We start from the raw sequence: 23,374 nt of genomic DNA, 5'->3' as shown, positions 1-23,374 counted from the left end.
CTGTGAACTACGCAAAACAACCGAATCGAGAAAAAGCGGCCATGCTCATGATCTCGCTTGGACCTGAAGTGGCGGCGAGTGTATATAAACACCTGTCTGAAGAAGAGATGGAGCAGTTGACGCTACAAATATCGGCACTCCGAAAAGTGTCGTCTGAACAAAAAGAAGCCATTTTAGGAGAATTTCATGACCTGGCGATGGCACAGAGTTATATTACCCAAGGTGGCATCGGGTTTGCGAAAACGGTTTTAGAAAAAGCGGTCGGAGAAGAGAAGGCGATGGCGTTGATTCATCGTCTCACTTCGACGCTACAAGTCCGGCCGTTTGAATTTGCCCGAAAAGCCGATCCGAAGCAGTTGCTCAACTTTATACAAAACGAGCATCCGCAGACGATCGCCTTAATCTTGGCTCATCTTGAACCGGTCAAGTCCGGGCAAATCTTGTCGGAACTTCCGCCAGAGATTCAGTCGGAGGTCGCGAAACGAATCGCGACGATGGATCGCCTCAATCCGGACGTCATTCACGAAATCGAACAGATTCTTGAAAAGAACTTGTCTCAAACCGATATGCAAGATTACGCGCAATCCGGCGGGATCGAGGCAGTCGTCGAAGTGCTTAACGGTGTCGATCGGACGACGGAGCGGACGATTCTTGACGCGCTCGAGATCGAAGACCCGGAACTCGCGGAAGAAATCAAAAAACGGATGTTCGTCTTCGAAGATATCGTCACACTCGACTCACGAGCGATTCAACGGATTATTCGCGAAGTCGCCAACGACGATCTTCTGCTCGCGCTCAAAGTATCTTCCGAAGAGGTCAAACAGATCATCTTCAAAAACATGTCGCAACGAATGGTCGATACGTTCAAGGAAGATATGGAGTTCATGGGACCGGTCAGACTGCGTGACGTCGAAGAAGCACAAAGCCGCATCGTCGGAATCATCCGCCGGCTAGAAGATGTCGGAGAGATCGTGATTAGCCGTGGTGGAGGAGATGACATCGTTGTCTAACGTAATCAAACGTCAACGAGCGATGCCGCTCGAACCACAACGAATCGATTCGCGGCCATTCCTTGAACCGGTTTCAGAGGTTGTGGTCGAACGTAATCATGAACAAGAGTTAGAAGTGAGGTACGCCTCCCTCCGCCAGGAGGAAGAAGCGATCAAGTTACACCGTGAAACAGTCGAACATGAGCTTGAACTGTTACGAGAACAAACGCTTGAAGCCGCTTATCAGGAAGGGTACGGGTCAGGTTTTGACCTAGGACGTCAAGAAGGGAAGTCAGAGTTCGATGAGCTGACGGCCCGGCTGAACATGGTCAGCGCCGAACTTGAGAACTTGTTCGAACAGAAATGGCGAGATGCCGAAATGAAGTTAGTTGATTTGGCCGTCGAGATCAGTGCACGTGTCACGACCGATCTCGTCCGAAACGAGGAGGCGTTGTTCGCCGACATGATCCGCGAACAACTGCTTCGCCAAATCGATGCCGAAGCGTTGACCGTCTTCGTCCACCCGACGCGGCTTGCGTCAATCCAACGTTTCGAGTCGACGTGGCAATCCGAACAGATGCCACCGTTGAAATATCGGGCTGATGTCTCGTTGACAGAGACGAGCGTACGGATCGAGACGCCACATCATGGCAACGAGCTCGACGTATCGTACAGTTTTGAACGAATCCGTTCCAAGATTGAGGAGGTTCTATCCGATGGCGCTTATTGACCGCGTAGTCGCCACAATCACCGCTTCTCCAGAAGATGAGTATGTGCGTAAAGTCGGTCGTGTCTGTCGCGTCGTCGGGCTGATGATCGAATCGAACGGACCGAGTGCGTTTATCGGTGAGCGCTGCCTGATCGAGTTACCGTCCGGCCAAACGGTTGAAACCGAGGTCGTCGGCTTCAATGAAGAGCGCGTCTTGCTCATGCCTTACGGAGAAACGACACAGATCGCCCCAGGTTGTATCGTCAAAGGGACGGGGCACATGCTCCAAGTACCGGTCGGCTTCGAACTGATCGGTCAAGTCCTTGACGGGCTCGGGCGCCCTTTATCGGGCGCAGCGATGCCGACGGGCAAACGCTACGATGTTCTTCGAAAACCGCCGAACCCGTTAGAACGTCCACGCATTTTAGACGTTTTGTCGACCGGGGTCCGGATCATCGACGGGTTATTGACGGTCGGGAAAGGCCAACGTGTCGGTTTGTTTGCGGGATCAGGCGTCGGGAAGTCGACATTGCTTGGCATGATCGCTAAACGCTCATCGGCAGACATAAACGTGATCGCGTTGATTGGCGAACGGGGACGAGAAGTGAAAGAGTTCATCGAAAACGAACTTGGCCCTGAAGGCATGGCTCGATCCGTCGTCATCGTAGCGACAAGCGATCAACCCCCGCTCGTGCGTTTGAAAGGCGCTTACACGGCGACGGCGATCGCCGAGTACTTCCGGGACCAAGGCAAAGAGGTCGTCCTTATGATGGACTCAGTGACCCGATTTGCGATGGCCCAACGAGAGATCGGGCTAGCGACCGGAGAACCACCGACATCAAAAGGATACACGCCTTCCGTGTTCGCGATGCTGCCGCAACTGCTAGAGCGGAGCGGGACGTCCGTCACCGGTTCGATCACGGCGTTTTATACCGTCCTCGTTGACGGGGACGATATGAACGAACCGATCGCAGATGCCGTCCGTGGGATTTTAGATGGTCACTTCGTGATGGACCGTTCGCTCGCCAACCGAGGGCAGTTTCCGGCGGTCCATGTCCTAAAATCAATCAGTCGTGTCATGAACCAGATTGCTTCACCTGTACATCGCGATGCCGCGCAGACGTTTCGGAGTTGGCTCGCCACTTATCTAGACGCGGAAGACTTGATTAACATCGGAGCCTATAAAAAGGGCACGAATCCTGCGATCGATACAGCAATCGATGAATATCCGGGACTGCTCACATTTTTAAAACAGTCGATTGAAGAAGAGGCATCGCTCGAGCAGACGCTCGATCGTCTTGTCGGAATTGCGAGAGGTGAATCATGAACAAGCTGTTGTTAGAACGCATCATGCCGATTGCCGAGCATGCAAAAGAAGAATCGGCGACAGAGATGAGAGGTCATAAGGCGCGATTCGAAGCCGAGATGGAGACGCTGTATCGATTAGTCGTGACGTATGAGACGCTCATGAAGAGTCAAGATGAACAATCTGGTGTGATTGATCTGCTCATGTTCCAATATCGTGAAAAGGCGAGGGAACAGTTGAAACGTCAAATTGAGACGCAACAACTCGTCGTGCAACAGTCACGGAACCGTTACAACTTGGCTCAAGAGCGTTTGCTCGGAAAAGTTGTCGAAGAAAAAAAATATGTAACGTTGCATGAGAAGGTCAGCCAAAATGAAGTGGCCGTCTCGAAACTCACCGAACAACATTTTATCGATGAGTTGGCAGTGATTCATCACGGGAAAGGGAAGTAAGCTGATGGAAAAAGAGAACAATAAGCGAGGTAGACAGCTCTTGGTCGCTCTTGTCCTCGTCCCGGCAATCTTTTTACTCGTCGGCGGAATCGTCGTCATGAACTATGCGATGGACCGGCCGCTATTATCGGTGCCGTTCATAGAAACGCGCGAACAGGCAGACAAAGATGAGACAGTTGAAACAAAAGTCAATGTCACCGGCATTGACGCGGACACGACGAATCGATTAAAAGTCGCGAACGCTGAGATTGAAAAACTGCGCACGGAAAACGTCGAATTGACGAATGAAGTGAAAGCGAGACAAAAAGAAGTCTCGGACTTGATCAAAGAGCGGGACCGACTCGTGTCTGAACTCGGAGCCACTGCGGAAGCAGAAGTGGAGGAAGACACGTCGAACGTGTCTCGCGTCTATGAAGAAATGTCCGCCAAACAAGCGGCCGCGATCATGAACGAACTCGATAGCCCGCAAGTGGCGACGATCTTAAAAGAACTGTCGCCGAAACAACAGGCCGACATATTGGGACGGATGGATGCACAACAGGCTGCCGTCGTCACGCAATTGCTCCAATGAAACGTGAAAGGAGGAAGAGATGATGAATATCGCCTTATTTGCTCAAGCGGTCCAAGGAACGACAGCGAAAGGCGGGGAGACAGGATCTACCCCGACCGGACAGTTTTTAGACCTGCTTTCATCGATGCTTGGCGCCTCAACGGAAGCGTTGGCTGAGTTGGAAGCTGCGCCGACGACACTCGCACCGAGCGCGGCAATTCTGACAGATAGCGCCCTTCCGCTCGAGAACTTGTCGAGCCAGCTTGAACAATGGTTACAACAACCCGATAGCTTAGAGTGGTTAAAGTCTTTGCCACAAGACGCCTATCGTAAGTTCATGGACGCCTATATCGGCATCATCGCCCAAGCAGGTGCAGGCACAGGAACAATCGAGGAAACGGTCTCGTCAGACGTCGTAACCACGTTAGCTGCCGCCCAAACGATTTTACCGGGCGCGATGATGTTAGGAAAGACGGAACGCGAGGCGTTGGCCGGAAAACAAAACCAGCCAACCGTAAACGAGAACGTCCAAGTTATCCAGCAAATCGTTTCGCAATTTAAAGGGAGTTTAACCCAGACTTCAAAACATATTCCCCTCCCTTATCAAACTGAAACGCCGGCGAATGTATTACCACAAGCTGGAAAAGAAAACGTCGACTGGTTGCCGAAAGGCATGACGTGGTCACGACCACAGATCGACTCAGAAACGGTCATGTACGCGTCTAAAGGGTCGCTTCCGGAGAACCTCCAAGCCCGGATCGAGGCTGCTCTTCAAAGAGCACCGTTCCGAAGCGGGGCCGACGGATCGAAAGTGTTCACCGTTCGACTATACCCGGAACAGCTAGGCGAACTCGTCGTCAAACTCGAGCGCCATAACGGTGAACTCGTCGTCAAGCTGTTCGCGAGCAACCAAGAAGCGAAACAGTTGCTCCAGTCACAAATGCAACAACTGCAACAGACGCTCCAACCGTTGTCGCAGCATATCCGGGTCGAAGTGAGTTTGACGCAACAAGCGCTCGAAGCGAAATCATCGACGTTTAGCGAGTCAGACCAACCTGAACCAGAACAACAGGAACAACCGAAAGGGGAACCCGACGATGACGACCATCCAACCGAAGACGAATGATTATACGTTACCCGATCAATCGCTGCCTAAAGCGAAGAACCAATACGATAAGGACATGTTCTTAAAGCTATTGATGGCCCAGCTCGCGAACCAAGATCCGATGTCACCGATGGAAGATCGTGAGTTCATCTCACAAATGGCTCAATTTTCATCACTCGAACAAATGCAGACGATTTCAAAGCAACTTGATTCAGTACTCGTCGATCGCCACATGTCTTCAATTTCCGAGTTCAGCAATATGATCGGCAAGACGGTCGACCATAAAACGGAGACTGAAACGGAGACGATCAAAGGATCGGGACGTGTCGTCTCGATTTCAAGAACGGATGAGTCAGGGTACATGGCCGATCTCGAAGACGGTAGCTCGGTAAGCGTCTACAATATTACGTCCATCAAACAAGCATAAGGGGGATTCATCATGTTAAGAGCAATGTACTCAGGAATCAGTGGATTAAAGAACTTCCAGTCAAAGCTTGATGTCGTCGGTAACAACATCGCCAACGTCAACACGTTCGGGTATAAAAAAGGCCGCGTCACGTTCAAAGACCTCGTCAGCCAACAAGTCGGTAGTGCTGCAGGCGGGAACGGCAACACGGCCGGCGGGATCAACCCGAAAGAAATCGGACTCGGGGGCACGATGGCGACCGTCGACAACGTCTATAACCAAGGCGCGATGCAAAACTCAGGGAGAGCGCTCGACGTCGGGATCTCCGGTGAAGGATTCTTCGTGACGATGGTCAACGGACAAGCGCAGTATACGCGCGCCGGTAACTTTTACACGGATAACCAAGGAAACTTGGTAACGGGTGACGGAACTTACTTGCTTGGGACAGGTGATAAAGCAAATGGGAATCTAGCAGCCCCTAACCTTGTTGGAAATATCCCTGATGTCACACCAGGTGCAGCAACTTACGGGAAAATCAAAGTTCCGACTGATGCTCGGTCACTTTCAATCGGAAAAGACGGCCAAGTCAGCTACGTCGACGCGGCAGGCGCTTTACAAACTGCTGGATATATTGTCACCGCCAACTTCCCGAACAACGCCGGGCTGTCAAAAGTTGGGGCAAATAACTACCTACAATCGCAAAACTCAGGAGATCCGACGATTGGTGCTTCAGGTGACAACGGACGTGGTGAACTCGTCTCAGGCGCCCTCGAGATGTCGAACGTCGACTTGTCTGAAGAGTTCACCGAAATGATTATCGCGCAACGTGGATTCCAAGCGAACACACGGATCATCACAACGTCAGACGAGATTTTACAAGAACTCGTCAACTTGAAACGCTGATGATACGCGTCACGACATTGCGGGGTGAGGAATTTGTCTTGAACGCCTTGTTCATCGAGACGGTCAAGGCCGAACCTGACACGATCATTCATTTGTATAACGGCAAGACGTATATCGTCACAGAGACGAAAGATCAAATCATCGATCGGACGACGGCGTTTTACGGCTCGATCGGGTTGATGGGAACGACAGTCACAAGAGGTGAAGAAGATGAGTGAAGAAAAACCAAAAGGAGGCGCCATGAAAATGGTGCTCATCCTGCTCGTCGTCCTGCTCGTCATGGGGGGCGCTGGGTTTATGACTTATAAATATGTATTCGGCGACAACGTGACGGCTAAAACGAAACCTGTGACGGCAGAAGAACTCGCCGAGCGCAGCTTCACGACCGAGGATATGACGACGAATATTCAAGACGAACGGTTCATCAACGTCCAATTCACGATTGTGACCGATGCGCCTGAGACGAAAGAAGATCTTGAACTTCGTAAGTTCCAAGTCCATAACGTCATTCTCGGCGATTTGGCCGGGATGACGAAGGCACAGCTCACGACGAAGGAAGATATGCAGAAGTTCGAGCAATCCCTTCGAGCGCAATTAAACGGACTGCTGGAAAAAGGTGAGGTCCAGCGCGTCTATATGACGAAGAAAATTATACAGTGAGGTGGCATCATGGGAGAAGTACTGTCTCAACAAGAAATTGATGCCCTGTTATCAGCGCTAAGCAGTGGAGATGTCGAAGCCGATTCCTTTTTGAATCAAGAAGAAGAACGAAAAGTACGGCAGTATGACTTTAAACGGGCCGTCCGTTTCTCTAAAGATCAAATTCGTAGCTTGACCCGGATCCATGAACATTTCACACGGATGCTGACGACATTTTTCTCGGCCCAACTTCGGACGTATGTCCAGTTTACGGTCAATTCAGTCGAACAGCTTCCATACGATGAGTTCATTCATTCGATTCCGAGTATGACGATGATCAACTTGATCGAGGCGCCCCCGCTTAACGGTCGGTTCATCATCGAAGTCAATCCGAACATCTCTTACGCGATGTTGGATCGACTGCTCGGGGGACCTGGCGTCGAGATTGAAAAAGTCGAAAGCTTCACTGAAATCGAGATGCGAATCTTGACCCAGCTATATAAACGAGCTTTTGCCGGTTACGGGGAAGCGTGGGAGTCGATTGCCGAGATCAAGTCCGAAATGACGGCCGTTGAAGTGAACCCACAGTTCCTTCAACTCGTGTCACCAAACGAGACGGTCGTGCTCATTTCGATCGGGGTCACGATCGGAGAAGTGAGCGGGACGATTAACGTCTGCTTGCCGTTCGTGACGATCGAGCCGGTGCTATCGAAACTATCGAGTCATTATTGGATGCAGGAGGCGAACCGCCGCAATGCGAGCGGGAACAGTCAAGAACCGCTCAAAGCCCAATTGATGAATTCGACGGTAGAGGTCGTGTCCCTACTCGGGGAGACGACAATCACGTTCGGTGACTTGTTGCATTTAGAAATCGGTGACTGTTTGACGCTCGATCAACTAGTGAAAGACCCGCTATCCGTCCTAGTAGGGGAAAATAAAGTGTTCAGAGGGCAAGTCGGTGTGAGTGGGAAGCGGATGGCGGTCCAAGTGCTTCACCGGGTGAAGGAGGAAGAGCAATGAGTGAGATGTTGTCACAAGATGAAATTGACGCGTTATTACGAGGAACGAGCGACAGTTCGCCAAAACCGTTAGACGAGAGCGAAGAACATCTCGACTCGATGGAAAGCGACGCCCTTGGAGAGATTGGAAATATCTCGTTCGGAAATTCCGCGACGGCGCTGTCGACGTTACTGCAACAAAAAGTAGAAATCACGACCCCGGTCGTCAGTGAAGTGACGATCGATGAGCTCAGAGAGCGTTATCCGACACCTCACGTGGCGCTTCGGGTCGGTTACACCGAAGGGTTGAAAGGGGAGAACGTCCTCGTCTTGACTCGTGAAGATGCGGCCATCATTTCTGATTTGATGCTCGGCGGGACCGGAATCGGTGTCGATCCGGACGGGCTCGATGAGATTCGGTTGTCGGCCGTTCAAGAAGCGATGAACCAAATGATGGGGGCTGCGGCCACATCGCTCTCGACCGTGTTCTCTAAAAAGATTGATATTTCGCCGCCGCTCGTCGAAGTGTTCGATGCGACGAAAAATCAAACGATCATTGACCGGCTTGAGCTTTGGGAGACGATGGTACTGATCGAGTTCAATTTGAAAGTCGGTACGTTGATTGATTCAAAAATTGTTCAAATTGCCCCGATTCAATTCGGGAAACAACTGGTGAACGAACTGATCGCAGCTACGACGTCAGCCCCGGCCGCGCCTAAACAAGAGCAACCGAAAGTTCAAGCGGCGGTCACACCAGCGAAAGCGCAGGCACCTGCTCCGGCACGCACTGAAAAAACGTCAGCCCCGGAAGTGGCGGTTAGCCAAGCCGAGTTCATGCCACTCCACGCCCCGACGTCAAACGATTCGGTGCCGGCAAACCTAGGTTTACTGTATGATGTGCCGCTCAACGTGACGGTCGAACTCGGTCGGACGAAACGGTCAGTGCGAGAAGTGCTCGAACTGTCGCAAGGATCGATCATTGAACTTGATAAATTGGCGGGGGAACCTGTCGATATTTATGTGAACCAACAACGCATTGCCCGCGGCGAAGTCGTCGTCATCGAAGAGAACTTCGGGGTACGTGTAACAGAAATCATCCAACCGCATGAGCGGATTGGAATCGTTTAAGGAGGAAGAATAATGAGTGCAAAAATTTTGGTGGTAGATGATGCGGCGTTCATGCGCATGATGATTAAAGACATTTTAACGAAGAACGGGTTTGAAGTGGTCGGCGAGGCAGAGAACGGTATTGACGCGGTCGCAAAATACCGTGAACTCACGCCAGATCTCGTCACTCTCGACATCACGATGCCAGAAATGGACGGCCTGGCGGCATTGAAAGAAATTCGCGGGTTCGATTCGAACGCCAAAGTCATCATGTGTTCGGCGATGGGACAACAGGCGATGGTCATCGATGCGATCCAAGCGGGAGCGAAAGACTTCATCGTGAAACCGTTCAACGCGGAACGTGTCGTCGAGGCAGTTTCGAAAACGGTCGCGCAATGAACAAGTGGTGGTTGATTTTCCTGCTCGTGGTCGGGCTGTCTATGCCGGCCACGGTCGAGGCCGCCACCGTGGATAAACAGTTCGAACAACAGCAGCCTGAAGCCAAAGATCAATCTGTCCCTACGACCGTCTCGACGGTCGGGACGTTGGTCAAGGTCGTCTTGAGTTTAGTTGTCGTAATTGGAGGATTCCTCGTCTTGATGCGTTGGTTAAACGCACGGACGCAAGGTGTGAAGACGGCGCAACATATGAAACATCTCGGCGGAGTACCGCTTGGGAAAGACCGCTCGGTGCAGCTCGTCAAGCTAGGGGAGCAAGTATACGTGCTCGGTGTCGGTGAATCGATTCAATTGATTGATCGAATCGACGCGGAATCGATCGATGAAGCAGCGTATGACGCACCTTCACTGAACGCTTCGAATACATCAACGTTCTTAGATACGTTCAAGCAACAACTGTCACAGATTGAAGAAGTGAGGAAGAAGCAATGACGACGATTGAACAACTGATCAATTTAGAAACGCCGGACAGCACGTCGACTTCGATTAAATTGTTGGTCGTATTGACACTGCTCACGCTGGCGCCGTCATTCTTGATTTTGATGACTTGTTTTACACGTGTCGTCGTCGTCCTGTCGTTCATTCGGCCAGCCTTAGGGACACAACAGACACCGCCGAACCAATTGATCATCGGACTCGCCTTGTTCATCACGCTGTTCGTCATGTCTCCGGTCTTATCTGATTTAAACGACAAGGCGTTGTCTCCATATATGGACGACGAGATCAGTCAAGATGAGGCGTTCGAGGAAGCCGGTAACACGATGAAACGATTCATGGCAAAGTATACGCGACAGGAAGATTTGCAACTGTTTATCAAATACGGGAATTATGAGCAACCGGAGTCGGTCGAAGACGTTCCTTTGCTCGCGATGGTACCAGCTTACGCCATCAGTGAGCTCAAGACGGCGTTTCAAATCGGCTTTATGATTTTCTTGCCTTTTTTGATCATTGATATGGTCGTGGCGAGTGTGCTCATGTCGATGGGGATGATGATGCTTCCACCGGTCATGATCGCTCTGCCGTTCAAATTGTTGTTGTTTGTATTAGTGGATGGATGGCACTTAATCGTGGAATCATTGCTTAGAAGTATGTAGGAGGAACGATTATGACGCATGAAATGGTCATCTATTTGGCGACAGAGAGTGTATGGACGTTATTAAAGATTGCGATGCCACTTCTTTTGATCGCCCTCGTCGTCGGACTCGTCATCTCGATTTTACAGGCGACGACTCAAATTCAAGAACAAACATTATCGTTCGTTCCAAAGCTAGTCGCGGTCTTTATCGGGCTCGTCGTTTTCGCCCCGTGGATGCTGCAACAGATGGAAGGATTTACGCGGATGATCTTTGAACTGATGGTCGAGGTCGCCTCGAAATGAATGCGGTCGATTTCATTAGTTTATATGGATTGACGTTTGCTCGTCTGTCCGGATTTTTCGTAAGTGTGCCTTTATTTTCTTCAAAGCAGCTTCCGGTCATGCACCGTGTCGCGTTTAGCGCCTTTTTAGCTTATTATGCGATGTTCACGGTAACGGAGCCGCTTGAACTCGGACAAGCATTCATCGTTCAAGTGCTGTACGAAGTGCTGATTGGACTTCTGCTCGGCATTTTGATCAACATCTTATTTTTTGCCCCACAGATTGCCGGGGGAATCATCGATTTGCAGCTCGGTCTGGCGATGGCGTCAGCGTATGACCCGATGTTTGGCGGACAGTCGCCGTTGATCGGACGATTTTATTACATCTTTACGCTGTTCATCATGCTATCAAGTAATTTGCACTTACTGTTGATCGACGGTATCTATTACAGCTTTCAAATTTATCCGCCTGGTCAGCCGATGATCAACTTTAGCGAAGCATCGCTCATGATGGCCGTGAAGGTCGTCACGATGACGATGATGGTCGCGTTGCAACTCGCGTTCCCACTCATGGCATCGTTGCTTCTCGTCGACTTGGCGCTAGGCTTCTTAGCAAAATCGGCCCCGCAGTTCAACATTTTTGCCATCGGGTTCTCGTTCAAATTGATCGCCGGGTTTTCCGTGATGGTCATGATGATGGGGTTGACGTTGAATGGGATCAGCCAATTCATCCCGGTGTTGCAAGAAATATTACGTGATTTTATGACGTTGTTAGGAGACGCTCAATGAAGCCTCTATACTCTTTATCGGTCGATCTTCAGTTTTTTGCAGGAGAAAAAACGGAAAAAGCAACACCTCGAAAACGAGAAGACTCGCGTAAAAAAGGACAAGTTGCGAAATCAGCCGATCTGACCGGAGCGTTCGCCTTGTTCGCGATGTTCCTCATGTTATCTTTTCTCGGACCTTATGTCGGTCAGCAGTTGTTTGGCCTGACGAAAGAGCTGCTCGGTCCAACGTATTTGCTGTACGACTTATCAGAAGGCATGTCCGGGATGATGATTGATTTGGTCATTCGCGCCGGGATCATTTTAGCACCGTTCTTGATCGTTGCGGTCGTGTTCGGTATTTTAATCAACTATTTCCAAATCGGTTCACTGTTCTCAACAGAGGCGATTCAACCAAAGTTAGAGCGGATTGACCCGCTCAAAGGGGTCAAGCGCATCATCAGCATGAAAGCAGTCGTCGAATTTTTAAAGTCCTTATTCAAATTATTGATTATCCTGACGACTGCGGTCGCTATACTTTGGCAAAACCAAAAAGAATTGTCACGCATGGCCGTCGAACATGTTCGTGAATCGGTCGTCGCACTCGCTGCAATCACGATCGAACTCGGGCTTTGGGTCAGCGTCGCGTTGCTCGCGCTCGCACTGCTCGACTTCTTTTATCAACGGTTCGACTTTGAAAAGTCGATCCGCATGTCGAAACAAGACATTAAAGACGAGTATAAGAACAGTGAAGGCGACCCGCTCATCAAGTCGAAAATCAAACAACAACAACGGGAGATGGCGATGCGGCGCATGATGCAAGAGATTCCGAACGCGGACGTCGTCATCACTAACCCGACCCATTTCGCTGTCGTCATCCGTTATGACGATACGAAAGACTTTGCGCCGCTCGTCGTCGCCAAAGGGGTCGACCAAGTCGCTTTCAATATTCGTGACGTCGCAAAAGAGCACGATATCCCGATCGTGGAAAATAAACCACTGGCCCGTGCGCTCTATGCGCAGCTAGACATCGGAGAAGTCGTCGACGAGTCGTTTTATCAGGCGATCGCCGAAGTGCTGGCGTTCGTCTATCAACTGAAACAACCGTCTTGAGGAGGAGTATGCGTTGGCTGTAAAAGCTAAAGATTTCGCAGTATTGATTGGCGTTCTTATGATCGTCGTCATGCTGGTCATCCCGTTACCGGGGTTCTTACTAGATTTTCTTATCATTATAAATATATTGATCGCCCTCATGATTTTACTCGTGGCGATGAACGCCCGGGAAGCGCTTGATTTCTCTGTCTTTCCGTCCCTCTTGCTGATCATCACGCTGTTCCGGCTAGGGTTGAACGTGTCAACGACCCGTTCGATCCTCTCGACCGGATATGGTGGGGAAGTCATTGCGACGTTCGGGAACTTCGTCATCGGCGGAAACGTTCTCGTCGGATTTGTCGTATTCCTCATTCTCGTCATCATCCAATTCGTCGTCATCACGAAAGGTGCCGAACGGGTATCTGAAGTCTCGGCTCGATTCACACTCGACGCGATGCCGGGGAAACAAATGGCAATCGATGCCGATTTGAACTCCGGGTTGATCGATGACAAAGACGCCCAAATCCGTCGTAAAAAGATTCAAAGCGAGGCTGATTTTTATGGTTCGATGGACGGGGCCTCGAAATTCGTAAAAGGTGACGCCATTGCCGGAATCATTATCGTCGTCATCAACTTGATTTTCGGTATCATCATCGGCGTTGTCCAAATGGGATTACCTGTCGGTGAGTCGTTTACGACGTTCTCGCTTATGACAATCGGGGATGGGCTCGTCAGTCAGATTCCGGCCCTCCTCATTTCGACGGCGACCGGGATCATCGTCACCCGTGCCGTCTCGGACGGCAATCTCGGGGAAGACGTGGTCGACCAGCTCGGTCAAAATCCGACGTTGCTCTATATCGCGGGCACGGTCATCTTCTTGCTCGGTTTCGTGTCACCAAGTTTACTTCCGGTGACGACGCTCATCGCGGGTGCGACATTCTTCGGGGCGTACTCGATGCGCCGCAGCCTGAAGCAAGCGATTGCTGAACCGCTACCGGATGAGGAACCAGCGGCACCGACCGAGACCGTCGTCTCGCTCCTGCAAATCGATGCGATCGAGTTCGAGTTCGGCTACGGGCTGATCCCACTCGCGGATGAATCGCAAGGCGGCGATCTGCTCGACCGTGTCGTCATGATCCGCCGTCAACTCGCACTCGAACTCGGGTTCATCTTACCGACGGTCCGGATTCGTGACCACCTGCAACTGTCACCGAACGCTTACCGGATCAAAGTGAAAGGCAATGTTGTTGCAGAAGGTGAGTTATTACTCGATCACTACTTGGCGATGAGTCCTGGAATTGAAGACCCTGAAGTGTACGGGATCGAAACGACGGAACCGGCTTTCGGATTGCCCGCTCTCTGGATCGATGAAGAGACGCGGACGCGGGCTGAGATGAGCGGTTACACCGTCGTCGACCCACCTTCAGTCGTCGCCACGCATTTAACGGAGACGCTCAAGAAACATGCGTCCGACTTACTCGGACGGGAAGAGACGAAACAGCTCGTCGAGCATTTGAAAGAGACACATCCGGTGCTCGTCGAAGATGTGACCCCATCCGTGCTCTCAATCGGAGATATCCAAAAAGTACTTCGTCATCTATTGAAAGAGCACGTCTCGATTCGCAACTTGCCGCTCCTGTTTGAGACGATGGCCGATTATGGGAAAGTGACGAAAGACGCTGATATATTAGGCGAATACTGTCGTCAAGGACTCGCCCGTCAGTTGACTGACCAAGTCAGCCCGCCGGACGGTCCACTCTACGTTGTCACACTCGGTGGGCAGACCGAGCAACTGATTCAAGACGCTGTCCAAAAAACCGAGTTCGGCAACTATTTGGCGCTCGATCCGGAGCAAGCGCGCGAAATCATCGAGCGCTCTGGCGAACAACTGTCGATGTTTGAACGCTACGGGGCTTCGGCCGTCATTCTTTGCTCGCCGACGATTCGGATATTCGTGAGACAACTGCTCGAACGGTACTATCCTGACGTTCCGGTCCTTGCGTATAACGAATTGCTCAGCTCGCTCGAAGTGAAAAGTATTGGGGTGATTTAATATGCAAATTAAAAAATATACAGGCAAGACGATGTCCGAAGTGATGGCGAAAGTGAAACAAGAGCTCGGCGACGAGGCTGTCATCTTAAATTCTCGCCAAGTCAAGAAAGGATGGTTTGGGTTGTTCGCTTCACAAGAAGTTGAAGTGATTGCCGCACTCGAGAAAGCGCCGCTAACGGTCAAGCCTCGAACCGAGCCGAAACTGCAGCCGAAACAAGCAAAGGCGAAGCCGGTTCCTGCACCTACACCCACTCCACAACTGGTGACGCCTGTTCCTGAAAAGAGGCGTTTGCCGGCGGGGCTGACCCATATCGAGTCGCTCTTAGCGTCTGAGTCGTTCACGAATGAATCGTGGGAAGAGAGAATCAACGAACTGTACTATACGACTAAATCGCTAGAGGTCGTCGAGCAATACGTCTATGACCAGATCCGCAGTTCCTTTTTACCAGTCCCGGATGCGTTGCGCTACATCATGCTCGTCGGTCCGACCGGTGTCGGCAAGACGACGACGCTCGCGAAGCTTGCCGCTCACTATAAGCTCGACCAAGGGATGTCGGTCGGTTTGATTACGACCGACACGTACCGGATCGCAGCGATCGAACAGCTGAAGACATACGCCGAGATTTTAAATATCCCCGTCGAGGTCGCCTATGACTTTGACGACTTTAAACGGGCGAAACAACTGTTTGCAAGAAAAGATATCGTCTTGATCGATACGGCCGGACGCAATTTCCGCGATGAGGCGTACGTCGAACAGTTTCATAACCATCACGACTTCTCGGAGACGAGCTTGTCACTCGTGCTCAGTCTGACGTCGAAGATGAAAGACATGGATTTGATTTACCGACAGTTTGAAAAATTGCCGCTCCGGTCGCTCATCTTCACGAAATCGGATGAGACGAGTGATATCCACGCGATGTATCGGATGGTGCGCGAGAGCGGACTCCCCGTCGCTTGGCTGACAGACGGCCAGGAAGTGCCGGACGATATGGTCGCCGGCGACCCAGACATCTTGACGCAAAAGATGCTTGAGAAGGAAGGGTGGACACGATGGACCAAGCAAGGCGTTTAAGAGCGAAGACGGATGTCGCGCCAACGACAATCGCGTTCGCGAGCGGAAAAGGCGGCGTCGGCAAGACGAACGTCTGCGTGAATACCGCAATCGGGCTCGTCGAACTCGGAAAGCGTGTCTTGATCGTCGATCTCGACATCGGGATGGCGAACGTGCACATTCTTTTGAATGCGGCGCAGTCTAAAACGATGGTCGATTCTGTGAAAACTCGGACTCCGCTTGCGTCTTCGGTTCAGAAAGACGTGCACGGTGTCGATATATTACATGGGGGAAGTGGACTTGACACATTAGTTCAATTCTCAGAAGCAGACATGCAGTTTTTAATGCGTGAACTTGAAGTGCTGACGACTTATGATTACGTACTGTTTGACATGGGAGCAGGAGCAACGGACACATCGTTACGATTCATTGAAGGATGTGACGAGATGTTTCTCATCCTGACCCCAGAACCGACATCGCTGATGGATGGTTACGCGTACACGAAACTCGTGCATCGTCAAAGTCCGGATTTACCGATCGGGGTCATTGTCAATCGGGCGCAGTCGGGGGAAGAAGCGCTCCAGTGTTACGAACGTATGGAAGTCGCATGCCGACAGTTTTTGAATAAACCGATTCGGTTCCTTGGTTTTTTACCAGATGACGCTTCTGTAAGGAAAGCGGTCATCGCCCAAGTCCCGTTTTACCAATTTGACCGAAAGAGTGATATTAGCTGGCGGCTTGAGCGTATTTTGACAACGCTTACCGGTACACCACCGAAGCCACGGCACTTCATGGATCGGTTGATTGGGAATTTGCGGCAACAGTGGAAGCGAGTCTAACGACAGGGAGGCAATATAGATGGACGTGAACGAATACTTAGGGTTGTTTTTGGACGAGTCGCAAGAGCATATCCAATCGGTCAACACACAGTTGATGAAATTTGAGCAGACGGCTAGCGCTGAAGCGGTTCAAGAGATTTTCCGTTCGGCCCATACGCTCAAAGGGATGTCGGCGACGATGGGGTACGAAAGCGTGGCCAACTTGACACACGAAATGGAGAGCGCCCTTGACCTTGTCCGGTCAGGCAAAAAAGAGAGCAACCAATTGTTGCTTGATACGATGTTTACCGCAATGGAACAAATTGAAGCGATGATTGCCGACATCGAGACGGGTGGAACCGGCACGAACGTCGACGTCAAAGCGACGGTTTCGGCATTCCAGTCGTTTATCGGGAGTAAAGAACAAACGGTCGCTGCGGCGGAAGAATCGTCGGTGTTTACTGTCGACTTGTATGCGGATTCGGTCATCGAACAAGCGAAACAGACCGGTTTTGAGGCGTTCCAACTCCATGTGAAGTTATCGGATGCCGTCGTCTTAAAAGCAGCCCGGGCTTACATGGTGTTTGATCGTCTCCAAGAGCTCGGTGAAGTCGTTCGGACCCATCCGGAGACGGAAGCGATTGAGCAAGAACAGTTCGACTTGTCGTTTGACGTCTTGTTCTTGTCACAAGAGACGGCTGCAGTCATCGAACACGCCGTCTCGCAAGTGTCGGAAGTTGAAACAGTCCACGTCTCGGTATTTACGGGCGTGAGCGAGAGCGAGAGCGAGCCGGAAATTGCTGTGAGTGCAGAAACGGTAGCGGTGCAAGAAATAAAACCGAAAGCGCAAGAAGCAGAAGAACCGAAAGAACAAGCTGTCGCTCAAGCGAAGACGATTCGTGTCAATTTAGAACGGATCGATCGTCTCATGAACTTGTTTGAAGAATTCATCATCGACCGCGGCCGACTCGAACGCCTTGCCGACGAGGTTGGACAGCCTGAACTAAACGAGACGGTCGAGAAAATCAAACGGGGCACGAACGAACTGCAATCACTCGTGTTGACGTTACGGATGATGCCAATCGAGCAAGTGTTCAACCGGTTCCCACGGATGGTCCGCTCGGTCGCGAAAGACATTCATAAAAAAGTTCAACTCGATATCTCAGGAGCTGACACGGAACTCGACCGGACCGTAATCGATGAGATCGGCGATCCGCTCGTCCACTTGATTCGCAACGCGATCGATCATGGCATCGAGCTTCCTGACAAACGCGTCCAAGCCGGCAAACCGCAACAAGGGCGACTCGCCCTCCGTGCTTACCATGGCGGTAACCGTGTCTTCATCGAGATCGAAGATGATGGAGCGGGAATCAATGTCGATAAAGTCCGGTCGAAAGCGCTCGAACGTGGTGTCATCACGACTGAAGAAGCGGCGGCGATGACGGACAACGAGCTCGCGATGCTCATCTTTGCACCGGGCTTCTCAACGGCAGACGTTGTCACAGACTTGTCAGGTCGTGGCGTCGGACTCGACGTCGTCAAAAATAAAATCGAGTCACTCGGTGGTGTGGTCACGCTCGAGACAGTGGTCGGACAAGGGACCAAGTTCCAAGTCAGCCTACCGCTCACGTTATCAATCATCTCGGCGATGCTCGTCCAAGCGGGCGATGAGACGTATGCCATCCCATTGTCATCGATTCTCGAGACGACATTGCTCGATGAAGCCAACATCCTGACGGCCCATCGTGAACGTGTCTTCGATTTCCGCGGACAACTCGTCCCGCTCGTTTATTTAAAAGAAATTTTCGGAATCGATTCGGAAACAAAATCACAGTTCCCGGTCGTCGTCGTGCGTAAAGGAAATAAACTCGTCGGAGTCGTCGTGAACGACTTGATTGGTCAACAAGAGATTGTCATGAAGCCGCTCGGGACGTATCTCGAAGGTATTCCGGCTATTTCGGGGGCAACGATTCTCGGAGATGGACGGGTCGCTCTCATCGTAGACAGCAACGATCTCTTTTAAGGAGGAAGAAAGATGGAACAAAAATGGGTAGTGTTTTCACTCGCATCGAACACGTACGGAATCGATGTCCAATCAGTCCGTTCGATTGAACGGTTACAACCTGTCACCCGGGTGCCGAACGCACCAGCACACGTGAAGGGCGTCATCAACCTCCGTGGTGTGGTCACGCCGGTCATCGACCTCAGGCTTCGCCTCGGTTATGAAGAAATCGCACCGACAGACGAGACACGGATTTTGATCGCTTCTTTGAATCAAGGCGATGCTGGTTTTATCGTCGATCGTGCCAACGAAGTCGTCGAGAGCGATGAAGTCCGGATCGAACCGATTCCGGATTCGAGCCACGAGATGCACTCGGCACACTTGACGGCGATTGCCAAAGGTGAGGACAAGCTGTTCTCGCTTCTCGATGCGAACGCGTTGTTCGAGGACCAACATGCTGAGTGAATTTGAACAAGATTTGTTAAAAGAACTCGGGAATATCGGGTCTGGTCATGCGGCGACCGCGCTCTCGACACTGCTCGCCAAGCCGGTCAACATCACGGTATCGTCTGCCGAAATGGAACCGATCACGTATTTACCGGACCGCGTCGGCGGTCCGGAGCGCCATGTGGCCTCTGTCCTGTTAGAGCTTGGAGGCGAGATCAGTGGCATGATCCTGATCATGTTCCCGGTGGATGATGCGGAGAGTATGGTGGCTTCGCTGATCGGCTCACCGTTCACGTTCCAATCGAACAACGAGCTCGGTCAATCGGCGTGGGAAGAGATCGGTAACATTATGAGCGGGGCCTACGCGCGAGCGTTAGGCGACTGGCTCAATACGCCGATCATGATTCAAGTGCCGGCGACCGCGATTGATATGGCCGGATCGATCGTCGAATTTGTCGTCACGTCCGTTCAACCGGAAGAAGATGCCGCGCTCTATATCGACACGACGTTCATGATTGACGAGAAGGTGAGTGCCGGGCATGTGCTCTTCTTACCGACGCACGGCTCGCTAGATCGGATTCAACGAAGGTTGCTTGGCCATGGCTGAAGTTCTTAAAATCGGGATTGCCGAGTGGAAGCAAACGACAGCACCGAACCGGCTCCGCACGGCGGGACTCGGCTCATGCGTCGGTGTCATCTTGTATGATGCCCGGCTGCAAGTGGCGGCGATGGCGCACGTCATGCTTCCAGATTCGGCGATCGCAAGGAAACACCAGACGATCGAAGTCGGGAAATATGCGGATACGGCAATTGACGCGCTCGTCGAGTCGCTCAAACGGGCCGGGGCAGGACGTCTGCAAGCCAAGATGGCCGGTGGGGCTCAAATGTTTCAATTCAAATATGAGAACGCGGCGATGCGCATCGGGGAACGAAATGCCGAAGCAATCCGCGTCGCTTTAAAAGCACATCACATCCCGCTAATCGCCGAGGATTGTGGTGGGCATAACGGACGAACGATTGAATTTGACGTGGCAACATGCGTCTTATCGATTCGGACAGTGAGTATCGGAACAAAAGAACTATAAGGGGGGGATCGACATGACGACTCAGCTTACCCAGTTGTGGGATCGTTGGAATACTGACCGCGATATGGATACGGCAAATGAATTATTATCACATTATGAATTTCTGATCCATTATCACGTGCAACGAATGATCGTGACGCTCCCAAAGAGCGTCGAACGCGACGAATTGAAAAGTTTGGGTTACATGGGATTGTACGATGCCCTCATGAAATATGATCCGGAACATAATAATAAATTCGATACGTATGCGGCGTTTCGGATTCGGGGCGCGATTATCGACGGACTTCGAAAAATCGATTGGCTGCCGCGCTCGGTACGGGAGCGCGTGAAGAAGATTGACCATGTCGCCGAACAACTCGAGCAAAAGCTGCACCGTGCCCCGACGAAAGAAGAATTGGCCGACGCGTGCGCGCTTCCGATCGCTGATATCGAAAAGGCGATGGCGGAAGGGTATTTCGCGAACATGTTGTCGATTGACGAGGCGGTGACGCTCCAAGAAGAAGGGAAAGTCATGTCGGTCACGTATTTTGACCCCGATTCGGAAAAACCGGAAGACACGTTGTTGCAACGCGAGTTAGTCGACGTGCTGACGACCGAGATCGATCAACTGTCTGAAAAAGAACGTCTTGTCGTCTCGCTATTTTATTTTGACGAGTTGACGTTGACGGAGATTGGGGAAGTGTTAGAATTATCGACTTCCCGCATCTCACAGATTCATTCGAAAGCGTTAAAGACACTCAAACAGGCACTAGGCCGCTCGTATCTAGAAGAAAAGACATCGTGAGGAGGTGAAGGGATGACTTTTGTGTTGCTGATCGCGGGGATCGTGATTGCCTATGGTCTGTTGATCGGGTTCCGGCAGATCCAAACATTGAACGAACGCGTCAATCGGCTCGAAAGCGAGAAACGCGAGACAGAGGCGTTGCTCTTGTCATTCATGGAATCGATGGGCGATGTTGTGAAAAACGATGCGGCCGAATCGCCAAAACCGACCTCGACTGAAATCGCCGAGATAGAAACTGAAACGTCTGAAGACGGTGCGGTTAACCCGAGCGTCGAAGAGGTGTTGCTCCGTCATTCAGTCCGCGACACGGCACGTCTCCTCGGAAAAGGGGAAGGCGAAGTGGCGCTTTATGCGAAACTTCGACAAAAGTGAGAGTTGCCGGATTTGAAGACTTATGCTATAGTAATTTTCGGTGTTAAACACATCACACACGTCTCGGGATGGTATTCCTCGGTGCCGAAAGGTCGGAGTACAACGATGAACGAGGCGGAGGACTTTTTTAAACCACAAGGAGGAAATTTATCATGGCAGTAATCTCAATGAAGCAATTGCTCGAAGCTGGTGTACACTTCGGTCACCAGACACGTCGTTGGAACCCAAAAATGGCGAAATACATCTTCACGGAGCGTAACGGAATCTACATCATCGACCTTCAAAAGACGGTTAAAAAAGTAGACGAAGCTTACAACTTCGTTCGTGAACTCGCGGCAGAAGGCGGAAACGTCCTCTTCGTAGGTACGAAAAAACAAGCTCAAGATACAATCAAAGAAGAAGCACTCCGTTCAGGTATGTACTTCATCAATGAGCGTTGGTTGGGTGGAACACTCACAAACTTCTCAACAATCAAAAAGCGTATTAACCGCTTGAAGCAACTTGAGAAAATGGAAGCTGACGGCACGTTCGAAGTACTTCCTAAAAAAGAAGTCATCATCTTGAAAAAAGAAATGACACGTCTTGAGAAGTTCCTCGGCGGAATCAAAGATATGCCAGGCGTTCCTGACGCTCTCTTCATCGTTGACCCACGCAAAGAGCGGATCGCGATTGCAGAAGCTCACAAATTGAACATCCCAATCGTTGCGATTGTCGATACAAACTGTGACCCAGATGAAATCGACTACGTTATCCCAGCGAACGACGATGCAATTCGTGCGGTTAAATTGCTCACTTCTAAGATGGCTGATGCGATCATCGAAGCGAAGCAAGGCGAAGAAGAAGTTGCTGAAGAAGCTGTAGCTCCAGAAGCTGAAGCTACAGAAGCTGAGTAATCAGTTAGACAACAGGTGATAAAGGGAAAGCCTTTTATCACCTTTTTTTAGGACATAGTCTATTCGAAGCCTAGTGCTTTTATTTTAAAAAAATGTAAGTTTTACAAGGAGGAATTTCCGATGGCAGTTACAGCAGCAATGGTAAAAGAACTTCGTGAAAAAACAGGAGCAGGTATGCTCGATTGCAAAAAAGCACTCGTGGAAACAGACGGTGACATGCAAGCGGCAATCGACTTCCTACGTGAAAAAGGGATTGCTAAAGCAGCAGCTAAAGGCGATCGTATCGCAGCTGAAGGCTTGACAGCAGTAGCGGTTGAAGGCAACAAAGCTGCTCTCGTCGAAGTCAACTCAGAGACGGACTTCGTTTCTAAAAACGAGAAGTTCCAAACACTCGTCAGCGACGTGGCGAAAGCGGTTCTCGCTTCAGGCGCGACGACAGTCGAAGCAGCTCACGCTTCTGAATTCGTGGCTGGTAAAACACTCGAAACACACATTCAAGAAGAAGCATCGACAATCGGAGAGAAAATCTCGCTCCGTCGCATCGCTGTTCTTGAAAAAGCGGACGACGCTGTATTCGGCACTTACCTTCACATGGGCGGACGCATCGGTTCGGTCGTCGTCATCGACGGCACGACAGATGAGTCAGTAGCGAAAGACGTAGCGATGCACGTAGCAGCAGCTAACCCACTTTACGCGACACGTGACGAAGTTTCGGCTGAAGAAGCAGAGCGCGAGAAGAAAGTCTTGACTGAACAAGCGATCAACGAAGGCAAACCTGCTAACATCGTCGAGAAGATGATCGCGGGACGCATGAACAAGTACTTCGAAGAAATCTGCCTCGTCGACCAAACGTTCGTCAAAGACGCTGACTTCAAAGTTGGAAAATACGTAGAGTCTAAAGGCGGCCGTATCAACTCGTTCGTACGTTTCGAAGTTGGAGAAGGTATGGAAAAACGCGAAGAAAACTTTGCTGAAGAAGTAATGAACCAACTTAAAAAATAATCTGCGTCATATATGATGATGCAATTAAAATTG

The 23,374-nt window shown here is 50.9% G+C and carries 29 protein-coding genes; all 29 read left to right on the top strand.

Translation table 11 applies throughout. The features are described from left to right. Positions 1-2: 2 nt before the first annotated feature. The gene (gene fliG, locus EVJ26_RS00890) at positions 3-1,010 is read left to right on the top strand and encodes a flagellar motor switch protein FliG (protein ID WP_083273965.1); all 1,008 of its coding nucleotides are present in this window, start codon (positions 3-5) and stop codon (positions 1,008-1,010) included. Beyond that, positions 994-1,719, top strand: a complete 726-nt coding sequence (locus tag EVJ26_RS00885) for a FliH/SctL family protein (protein ID WP_236633998.1) — start codon at positions 994-996, stop codon at positions 1,717-1,719. The genes fliG and EVJ26_RS00885 overlap by 17 nt, the downstream gene beginning before the upstream one ends. Then, positions 1,706-3,025: a flagellar protein export ATPase FliI gene (fliI, locus tag EVJ26_RS00880; RefSeq protein WP_131456199.1), complete on the top strand. Its 1,320-nt coding sequence runs from the start codon at positions 1,706-1,708 to the stop codon at positions 3,023-3,025. Before EVJ26_RS00885 ends, fliI begins: the two co-directional genes overlap by 14 nt. Next, entirely contained in the window at positions 3,022-3,456 is a 435-nt protein-coding gene (locus EVJ26_RS00875) for a flagellar FliJ family protein (RefSeq protein WP_016508248.1), read from the top strand. The genes fliI and EVJ26_RS00875 overlap by 4 nt, the downstream gene beginning before the upstream one ends. A gap of 4 nt (positions 3,457-3,460) precedes the next feature. Beyond that, the gene (locus EVJ26_RS00870) at positions 3,461-4,027 is read left to right on the top strand and encodes a MotE family protein (RefSeq protein ID WP_131456197.1); all 567 of its coding nucleotides are present in this window, start codon (positions 3,461-3,463) and stop codon (positions 4,025-4,027) included. A 22-nt stretch (positions 4,028-4,049) separates the two neighbouring features. Next, a complete protein-coding gene (locus EVJ26_RS00865; protein ID WP_236633999.1) occupies positions 4,050-5,132 on the top strand; it encodes a flagellar hook-length control protein FliK in 1,083 nt (360 codons plus the stop codon). Next, entirely contained in the window at positions 5,104-5,538 is a 435-nt protein-coding gene (locus tag EVJ26_RS00860; RefSeq protein WP_070327492.1) for a flagellar hook capping FlgD N-terminal domain-containing protein, read from the top strand. The genes EVJ26_RS00865 and EVJ26_RS00860 overlap by 29 nt, the downstream gene beginning before the upstream one ends. A gap of 12 nt (positions 5,539-5,550) precedes the next feature. Next, the gene (gene flgG, locus EVJ26_RS00855; RefSeq protein ID WP_131456193.1) at positions 5,551-6,420 is read left to right on the top strand and encodes a flagellar basal body rod protein FlgG; all 870 of its coding nucleotides are present in this window, start codon (positions 5,551-5,553) and stop codon (positions 6,418-6,420) included. Beyond that, positions 6,420-6,638 carry a flagellar FlbD family protein gene (locus EVJ26_RS00850; RefSeq protein WP_016508262.1) on the top strand — a complete coding sequence of 73 codons (219 nt, stop codon included), beginning with the start codon at positions 6,420-6,422 and terminating at the stop codon, positions 6,636-6,638. The genes flgG and EVJ26_RS00850 overlap by 1 nt, the downstream gene beginning before the upstream one ends. After that, positions 6,631-7,080: a flagellar basal body-associated FliL family protein gene (locus EVJ26_RS00845; RefSeq protein WP_131456191.1), complete on the top strand. Its 450-nt coding sequence runs from the start codon at positions 6,631-6,633 to the stop codon at positions 7,078-7,080. Before EVJ26_RS00850 ends, EVJ26_RS00845 begins: the two co-directional genes overlap by 8 nt. Before the next feature lie 9 nt (positions 7,081-7,089). Continuing rightward, positions 7,090-8,079 (top strand): flagellar motor switch protein FliM, encoded by a 990-nt coding sequence (gene fliM, locus EVJ26_RS00840; RefSeq protein ID WP_070327489.1) that lies wholly within the window; start codon positions 7,090-7,092, stop codon positions 8,077-8,079. Next, positions 8,076-9,185 (top strand): flagellar motor switch phosphatase FliY, encoded by a 1,110-nt coding sequence (gene fliY / locus EVJ26_RS00835; RefSeq protein WP_131469607.1) that lies wholly within the window; start codon positions 8,076-8,078, stop codon positions 9,183-9,185. The genes fliM and fliY overlap by 4 nt, the downstream gene beginning before the upstream one ends. 12 nt (positions 9,186-9,197) lie before the next feature. Beyond that, complete coding sequence (locus tag EVJ26_RS00830; protein ID WP_035385909.1) at positions 9,198-9,563, top strand: response regulator; 366 nt, start codon at positions 9,198-9,200, stop codon at positions 9,561-9,563. Then, a complete protein-coding gene (locus tag EVJ26_RS00825; protein WP_236634000.1) occupies positions 9,560-10,054 on the top strand; it encodes a flagellar biosynthetic protein FliO in 495 nt (164 codons plus the stop codon). The genes EVJ26_RS00830 and EVJ26_RS00825 overlap by 4 nt, the downstream gene beginning before the upstream one ends. Further along, positions 10,051-10,716: a flagellar type III secretion system pore protein FliP gene (fliP, locus tag EVJ26_RS00820; RefSeq protein WP_016508219.1), complete on the top strand. Its 666-nt coding sequence runs from the start codon at positions 10,051-10,053 to the stop codon at positions 10,714-10,716. The genes EVJ26_RS00825 and fliP overlap by 4 nt, the downstream gene beginning before the upstream one ends. A gap of 11 nt (positions 10,717-10,727) precedes the next feature. Further along, positions 10,728-11,000 carry a flagellar biosynthesis protein FliQ gene (fliQ, locus tag EVJ26_RS00815; protein WP_035385907.1) on the top strand — a complete coding sequence of 91 codons (273 nt, stop codon included), beginning with the start codon at positions 10,728-10,730 and terminating at the stop codon, positions 10,998-11,000. Beyond that, positions 10,997-11,767 carry a flagellar biosynthetic protein FliR gene (gene fliR / locus EVJ26_RS00810; protein WP_131456187.1) on the top strand — a complete coding sequence of 257 codons (771 nt, stop codon included), beginning with the start codon at positions 10,997-10,999 and terminating at the stop codon, positions 11,765-11,767. Before fliQ ends, fliR begins: the two co-directional genes overlap by 4 nt. Then, entirely contained in the window at positions 11,764-12,855 is a 1,092-nt protein-coding gene (gene flhB / locus EVJ26_RS00805; protein WP_071399611.1) for a flagellar biosynthesis protein FlhB, read from the top strand. The genes fliR and flhB overlap by 4 nt, the downstream gene beginning before the upstream one ends. Positions 12,856-12,868: 13 nt before the next feature. Further along, positions 12,869-14,887, top strand: a complete 2,019-nt coding sequence (gene flhA / locus EVJ26_RS00800; RefSeq protein WP_255417540.1) for a flagellar biosynthesis protein FlhA — start codon at positions 12,869-12,871, stop codon at positions 14,885-14,887. A 1-nt stretch (position 14,888) separates the two neighbouring features. After that, positions 14,889-15,959 (top strand): flagellar biosynthesis protein FlhF, encoded by a 1,071-nt coding sequence (locus tag EVJ26_RS00795; RefSeq protein WP_131456185.1) that lies wholly within the window; start codon positions 14,889-14,891, stop codon positions 15,957-15,959. Next, complete coding sequence (locus EVJ26_RS00790) at positions 15,938-16,777, top strand: MinD/ParA family protein (protein ID WP_070327481.1); 840 nt, start codon at positions 15,938-15,940, stop codon at positions 16,775-16,777. Before EVJ26_RS00795 ends, EVJ26_RS00790 begins: the two co-directional genes overlap by 22 nt. 19 nt (positions 16,778-16,796) lie before the next feature. Continuing rightward, entirely contained in the window at positions 16,797-18,779 is a 1,983-nt protein-coding gene (locus EVJ26_RS00785; protein WP_131456183.1) for a chemotaxis protein CheA, read from the top strand. Positions 18,780-18,791: 12 nt separating this feature from the next. Further along, positions 18,792-19,223, top strand: a complete 432-nt coding sequence (locus EVJ26_RS00780) for a chemotaxis protein CheW (RefSeq protein ID WP_070327479.1) — start codon at positions 18,792-18,794, stop codon at positions 19,221-19,223. After that, positions 19,213-19,812, top strand: coding sequence for a chemotaxis protein CheC (locus tag EVJ26_RS00775; RefSeq protein ID WP_070327478.1), 600 nt, complete (start codon positions 19,213-19,215; stop codon positions 19,810-19,812). The genes EVJ26_RS00780 and EVJ26_RS00775 overlap by 11 nt, the downstream gene beginning before the upstream one ends. Then, positions 19,805-20,290 (top strand): chemotaxis protein CheD, encoded by a 486-nt coding sequence (locus EVJ26_RS00770; protein ID WP_131456182.1) that lies wholly within the window; start codon positions 19,805-19,807, stop codon positions 20,288-20,290. Before EVJ26_RS00775 ends, EVJ26_RS00770 begins: the two co-directional genes overlap by 8 nt. A 13-nt stretch (positions 20,291-20,303) precedes the next feature. Next, positions 20,304-21,074, top strand: coding sequence for a FliA/WhiG family RNA polymerase sigma factor (locus tag EVJ26_RS00765; protein ID WP_131456180.1), 771 nt, complete (start codon positions 20,304-20,306; stop codon positions 21,072-21,074). Positions 21,075-21,086: 12 nt separating this feature from the next. Next, positions 21,087-21,446 (top strand): hypothetical protein, encoded by a 360-nt coding sequence (locus tag EVJ26_RS00760; RefSeq protein ID WP_131456178.1) that lies wholly within the window; start codon positions 21,087-21,089, stop codon positions 21,444-21,446. A 152-nt stretch (positions 21,447-21,598) separates the two neighbouring features. Beyond that, positions 21,599-22,339 carry a 30S ribosomal protein S2 gene (gene rpsB, locus EVJ26_RS00755; RefSeq protein WP_021067146.1) on the top strand — a complete coding sequence of 247 codons (741 nt, stop codon included), beginning with the start codon at positions 21,599-21,601 and terminating at the stop codon, positions 22,337-22,339. A 120-nt stretch (positions 22,340-22,459) separates the two neighbouring features. Beyond that, entirely contained in the window at positions 22,460-23,341 is an 882-nt protein-coding gene (gene tsf / locus EVJ26_RS00750) for a translation elongation factor Ts (RefSeq protein ID WP_131456176.1), read from the top strand. Positions 23,342-23,374: the final 33 nt, after the last annotated feature.

The organism is Exiguobacterium sp. SH3S1, from assembly GCF_004337105.1.
In the GTDB taxonomy this organism is placed as follows: Bacteria; Bacillota; Bacilli; order Exiguobacteriales; family Exiguobacteriaceae; genus Exiguobacterium; species Exiguobacterium aurantiacum_A.
The sequence above is the reverse complement of the archived record's forward strand: the minus strand, read 5'-3'. Positions and strand labels throughout refer to the sequence as shown.

Excerpts from the sequence above, each read along its gene's own strand:
- EVJ26_RS00885 (WP_236633998.1), top strand. The coding sequence starts at position 994 with ATGACATCGTTGTCTAACGTAATCAAACGTCAACGAGCGATGCCGCTC.
- fliI (WP_131456199.1), top strand. The coding sequence starts at position 1,706 with ATGGCGCTTATTGACCGCGTAGTCGCCACAATCACCGCTTCTCCAGAA.
- EVJ26_RS00875 (WP_016508248.1), top strand. The coding sequence starts at position 3,022 with ATGAACAAGCTGTTGTTAGAACGCATCATGCCGATTGCCGAGCATGCA.
- EVJ26_RS00870 (WP_131456197.1), top strand. The coding sequence starts at position 3,461 with ATGGAAAAAGAGAACAATAAGCGAGGTAGACAGCTCTTGGTCGCTCTT.
- EVJ26_RS00865 (WP_236633999.1), top strand. The coding sequence starts at position 4,050 with ATGAATATCGCCTTATTTGCTCAAGCGGTCCAAGGAACGACAGCGAAA.
- EVJ26_RS00860 (WP_070327492.1), top strand. The coding sequence starts at position 5,104 with ATGACGACCATCCAACCGAAGACGAATGATTATACGTTACCCGATCAA.
- flgG (WP_131456193.1), top strand. The coding sequence starts at position 5,551 with ATGTTAAGAGCAATGTACTCAGGAATCAGTGGATTAAAGAACTTCCAG.
- EVJ26_RS00850 (WP_016508262.1), top strand. The coding sequence starts at position 6,420 with ATGATACGCGTCACGACATTGCGGGGTGAGGAATTTGTCTTGAACGCC.
- EVJ26_RS00845 (WP_131456191.1), top strand. The coding sequence starts at position 6,631 with ATGAGTGAAGAAAAACCAAAAGGAGGCGCCATGAAAATGGTGCTCATC.
- fliM (WP_070327489.1), top strand. The coding sequence starts at position 7,090 with ATGGGAGAAGTACTGTCTCAACAAGAAATTGATGCCCTGTTATCAGCG.
- fliY (WP_131469607.1), top strand. The coding sequence starts at position 8,076 with ATGAGTGAGATGTTGTCACAAGATGAAATTGACGCGTTATTACGAGGA.
- EVJ26_RS00830 (WP_035385909.1), top strand. The coding sequence starts at position 9,198 with ATGAGTGCAAAAATTTTGGTGGTAGATGATGCGGCGTTCATGCGCATG.
- EVJ26_RS00825 (WP_236634000.1), top strand. The coding sequence starts at position 9,560 with ATGAACAAGTGGTGGTTGATTTTCCTGCTCGTGGTCGGGCTGTCTATG.
- fliP (WP_016508219.1), top strand. The coding sequence starts at position 10,051 with ATGACGACGATTGAACAACTGATCAATTTAGAAACGCCGGACAGCACG.
- fliQ (WP_035385907.1), top strand. The coding sequence starts at position 10,728 with ATGACGCATGAAATGGTCATCTATTTGGCGACAGAGAGTGTATGGACG.
- fliR (WP_131456187.1), top strand. The coding sequence starts at position 10,997 with ATGAATGCGGTCGATTTCATTAGTTTATATGGATTGACGTTTGCTCGT.
- flhB (WP_071399611.1), top strand. The coding sequence starts at position 11,764 with ATGAAGCCTCTATACTCTTTATCGGTCGATCTTCAGTTTTTTGCAGGA.
- EVJ26_RS00795 (WP_131456185.1), top strand. The coding sequence starts at position 14,889 with ATGCAAATTAAAAAATATACAGGCAAGACGATGTCCGAAGTGATGGCG.
- EVJ26_RS00790 (WP_070327481.1), top strand. The coding sequence starts at position 15,938 with ATGGACCAAGCAAGGCGTTTAAGAGCGAAGACGGATGTCGCGCCAACG.
- EVJ26_RS00785 (WP_131456183.1), top strand. The coding sequence starts at position 16,797 with ATGGACGTGAACGAATACTTAGGGTTGTTTTTGGACGAGTCGCAAGAG.
- EVJ26_RS00780 (WP_070327479.1), top strand. The coding sequence starts at position 18,792 with ATGGAACAAAAATGGGTAGTGTTTTCACTCGCATCGAACACGTACGGA.
- EVJ26_RS00775 (WP_070327478.1), top strand. The coding sequence starts at position 19,213 with ATGCTGAGTGAATTTGAACAAGATTTGTTAAAAGAACTCGGGAATATC.
- EVJ26_RS00770 (WP_131456182.1), top strand. The coding sequence starts at position 19,805 with ATGGCTGAAGTTCTTAAAATCGGGATTGCCGAGTGGAAGCAAACGACA.
- EVJ26_RS00765 (WP_131456180.1), top strand. The coding sequence starts at position 20,304 with ATGACGACTCAGCTTACCCAGTTGTGGGATCGTTGGAATACTGACCGC.
- EVJ26_RS00760 (WP_131456178.1), top strand. The coding sequence starts at position 21,087 with ATGACTTTTGTGTTGCTGATCGCGGGGATCGTGATTGCCTATGGTCTG.
- rpsB (WP_021067146.1), top strand. The coding sequence starts at position 21,599 with ATGGCAGTAATCTCAATGAAGCAATTGCTCGAAGCTGGTGTACACTTC.
- tsf (WP_131456176.1), top strand. The coding sequence starts at position 22,460 with ATGGCAGTTACAGCAGCAATGGTAAAAGAACTTCGTGAAAAAACAGGA.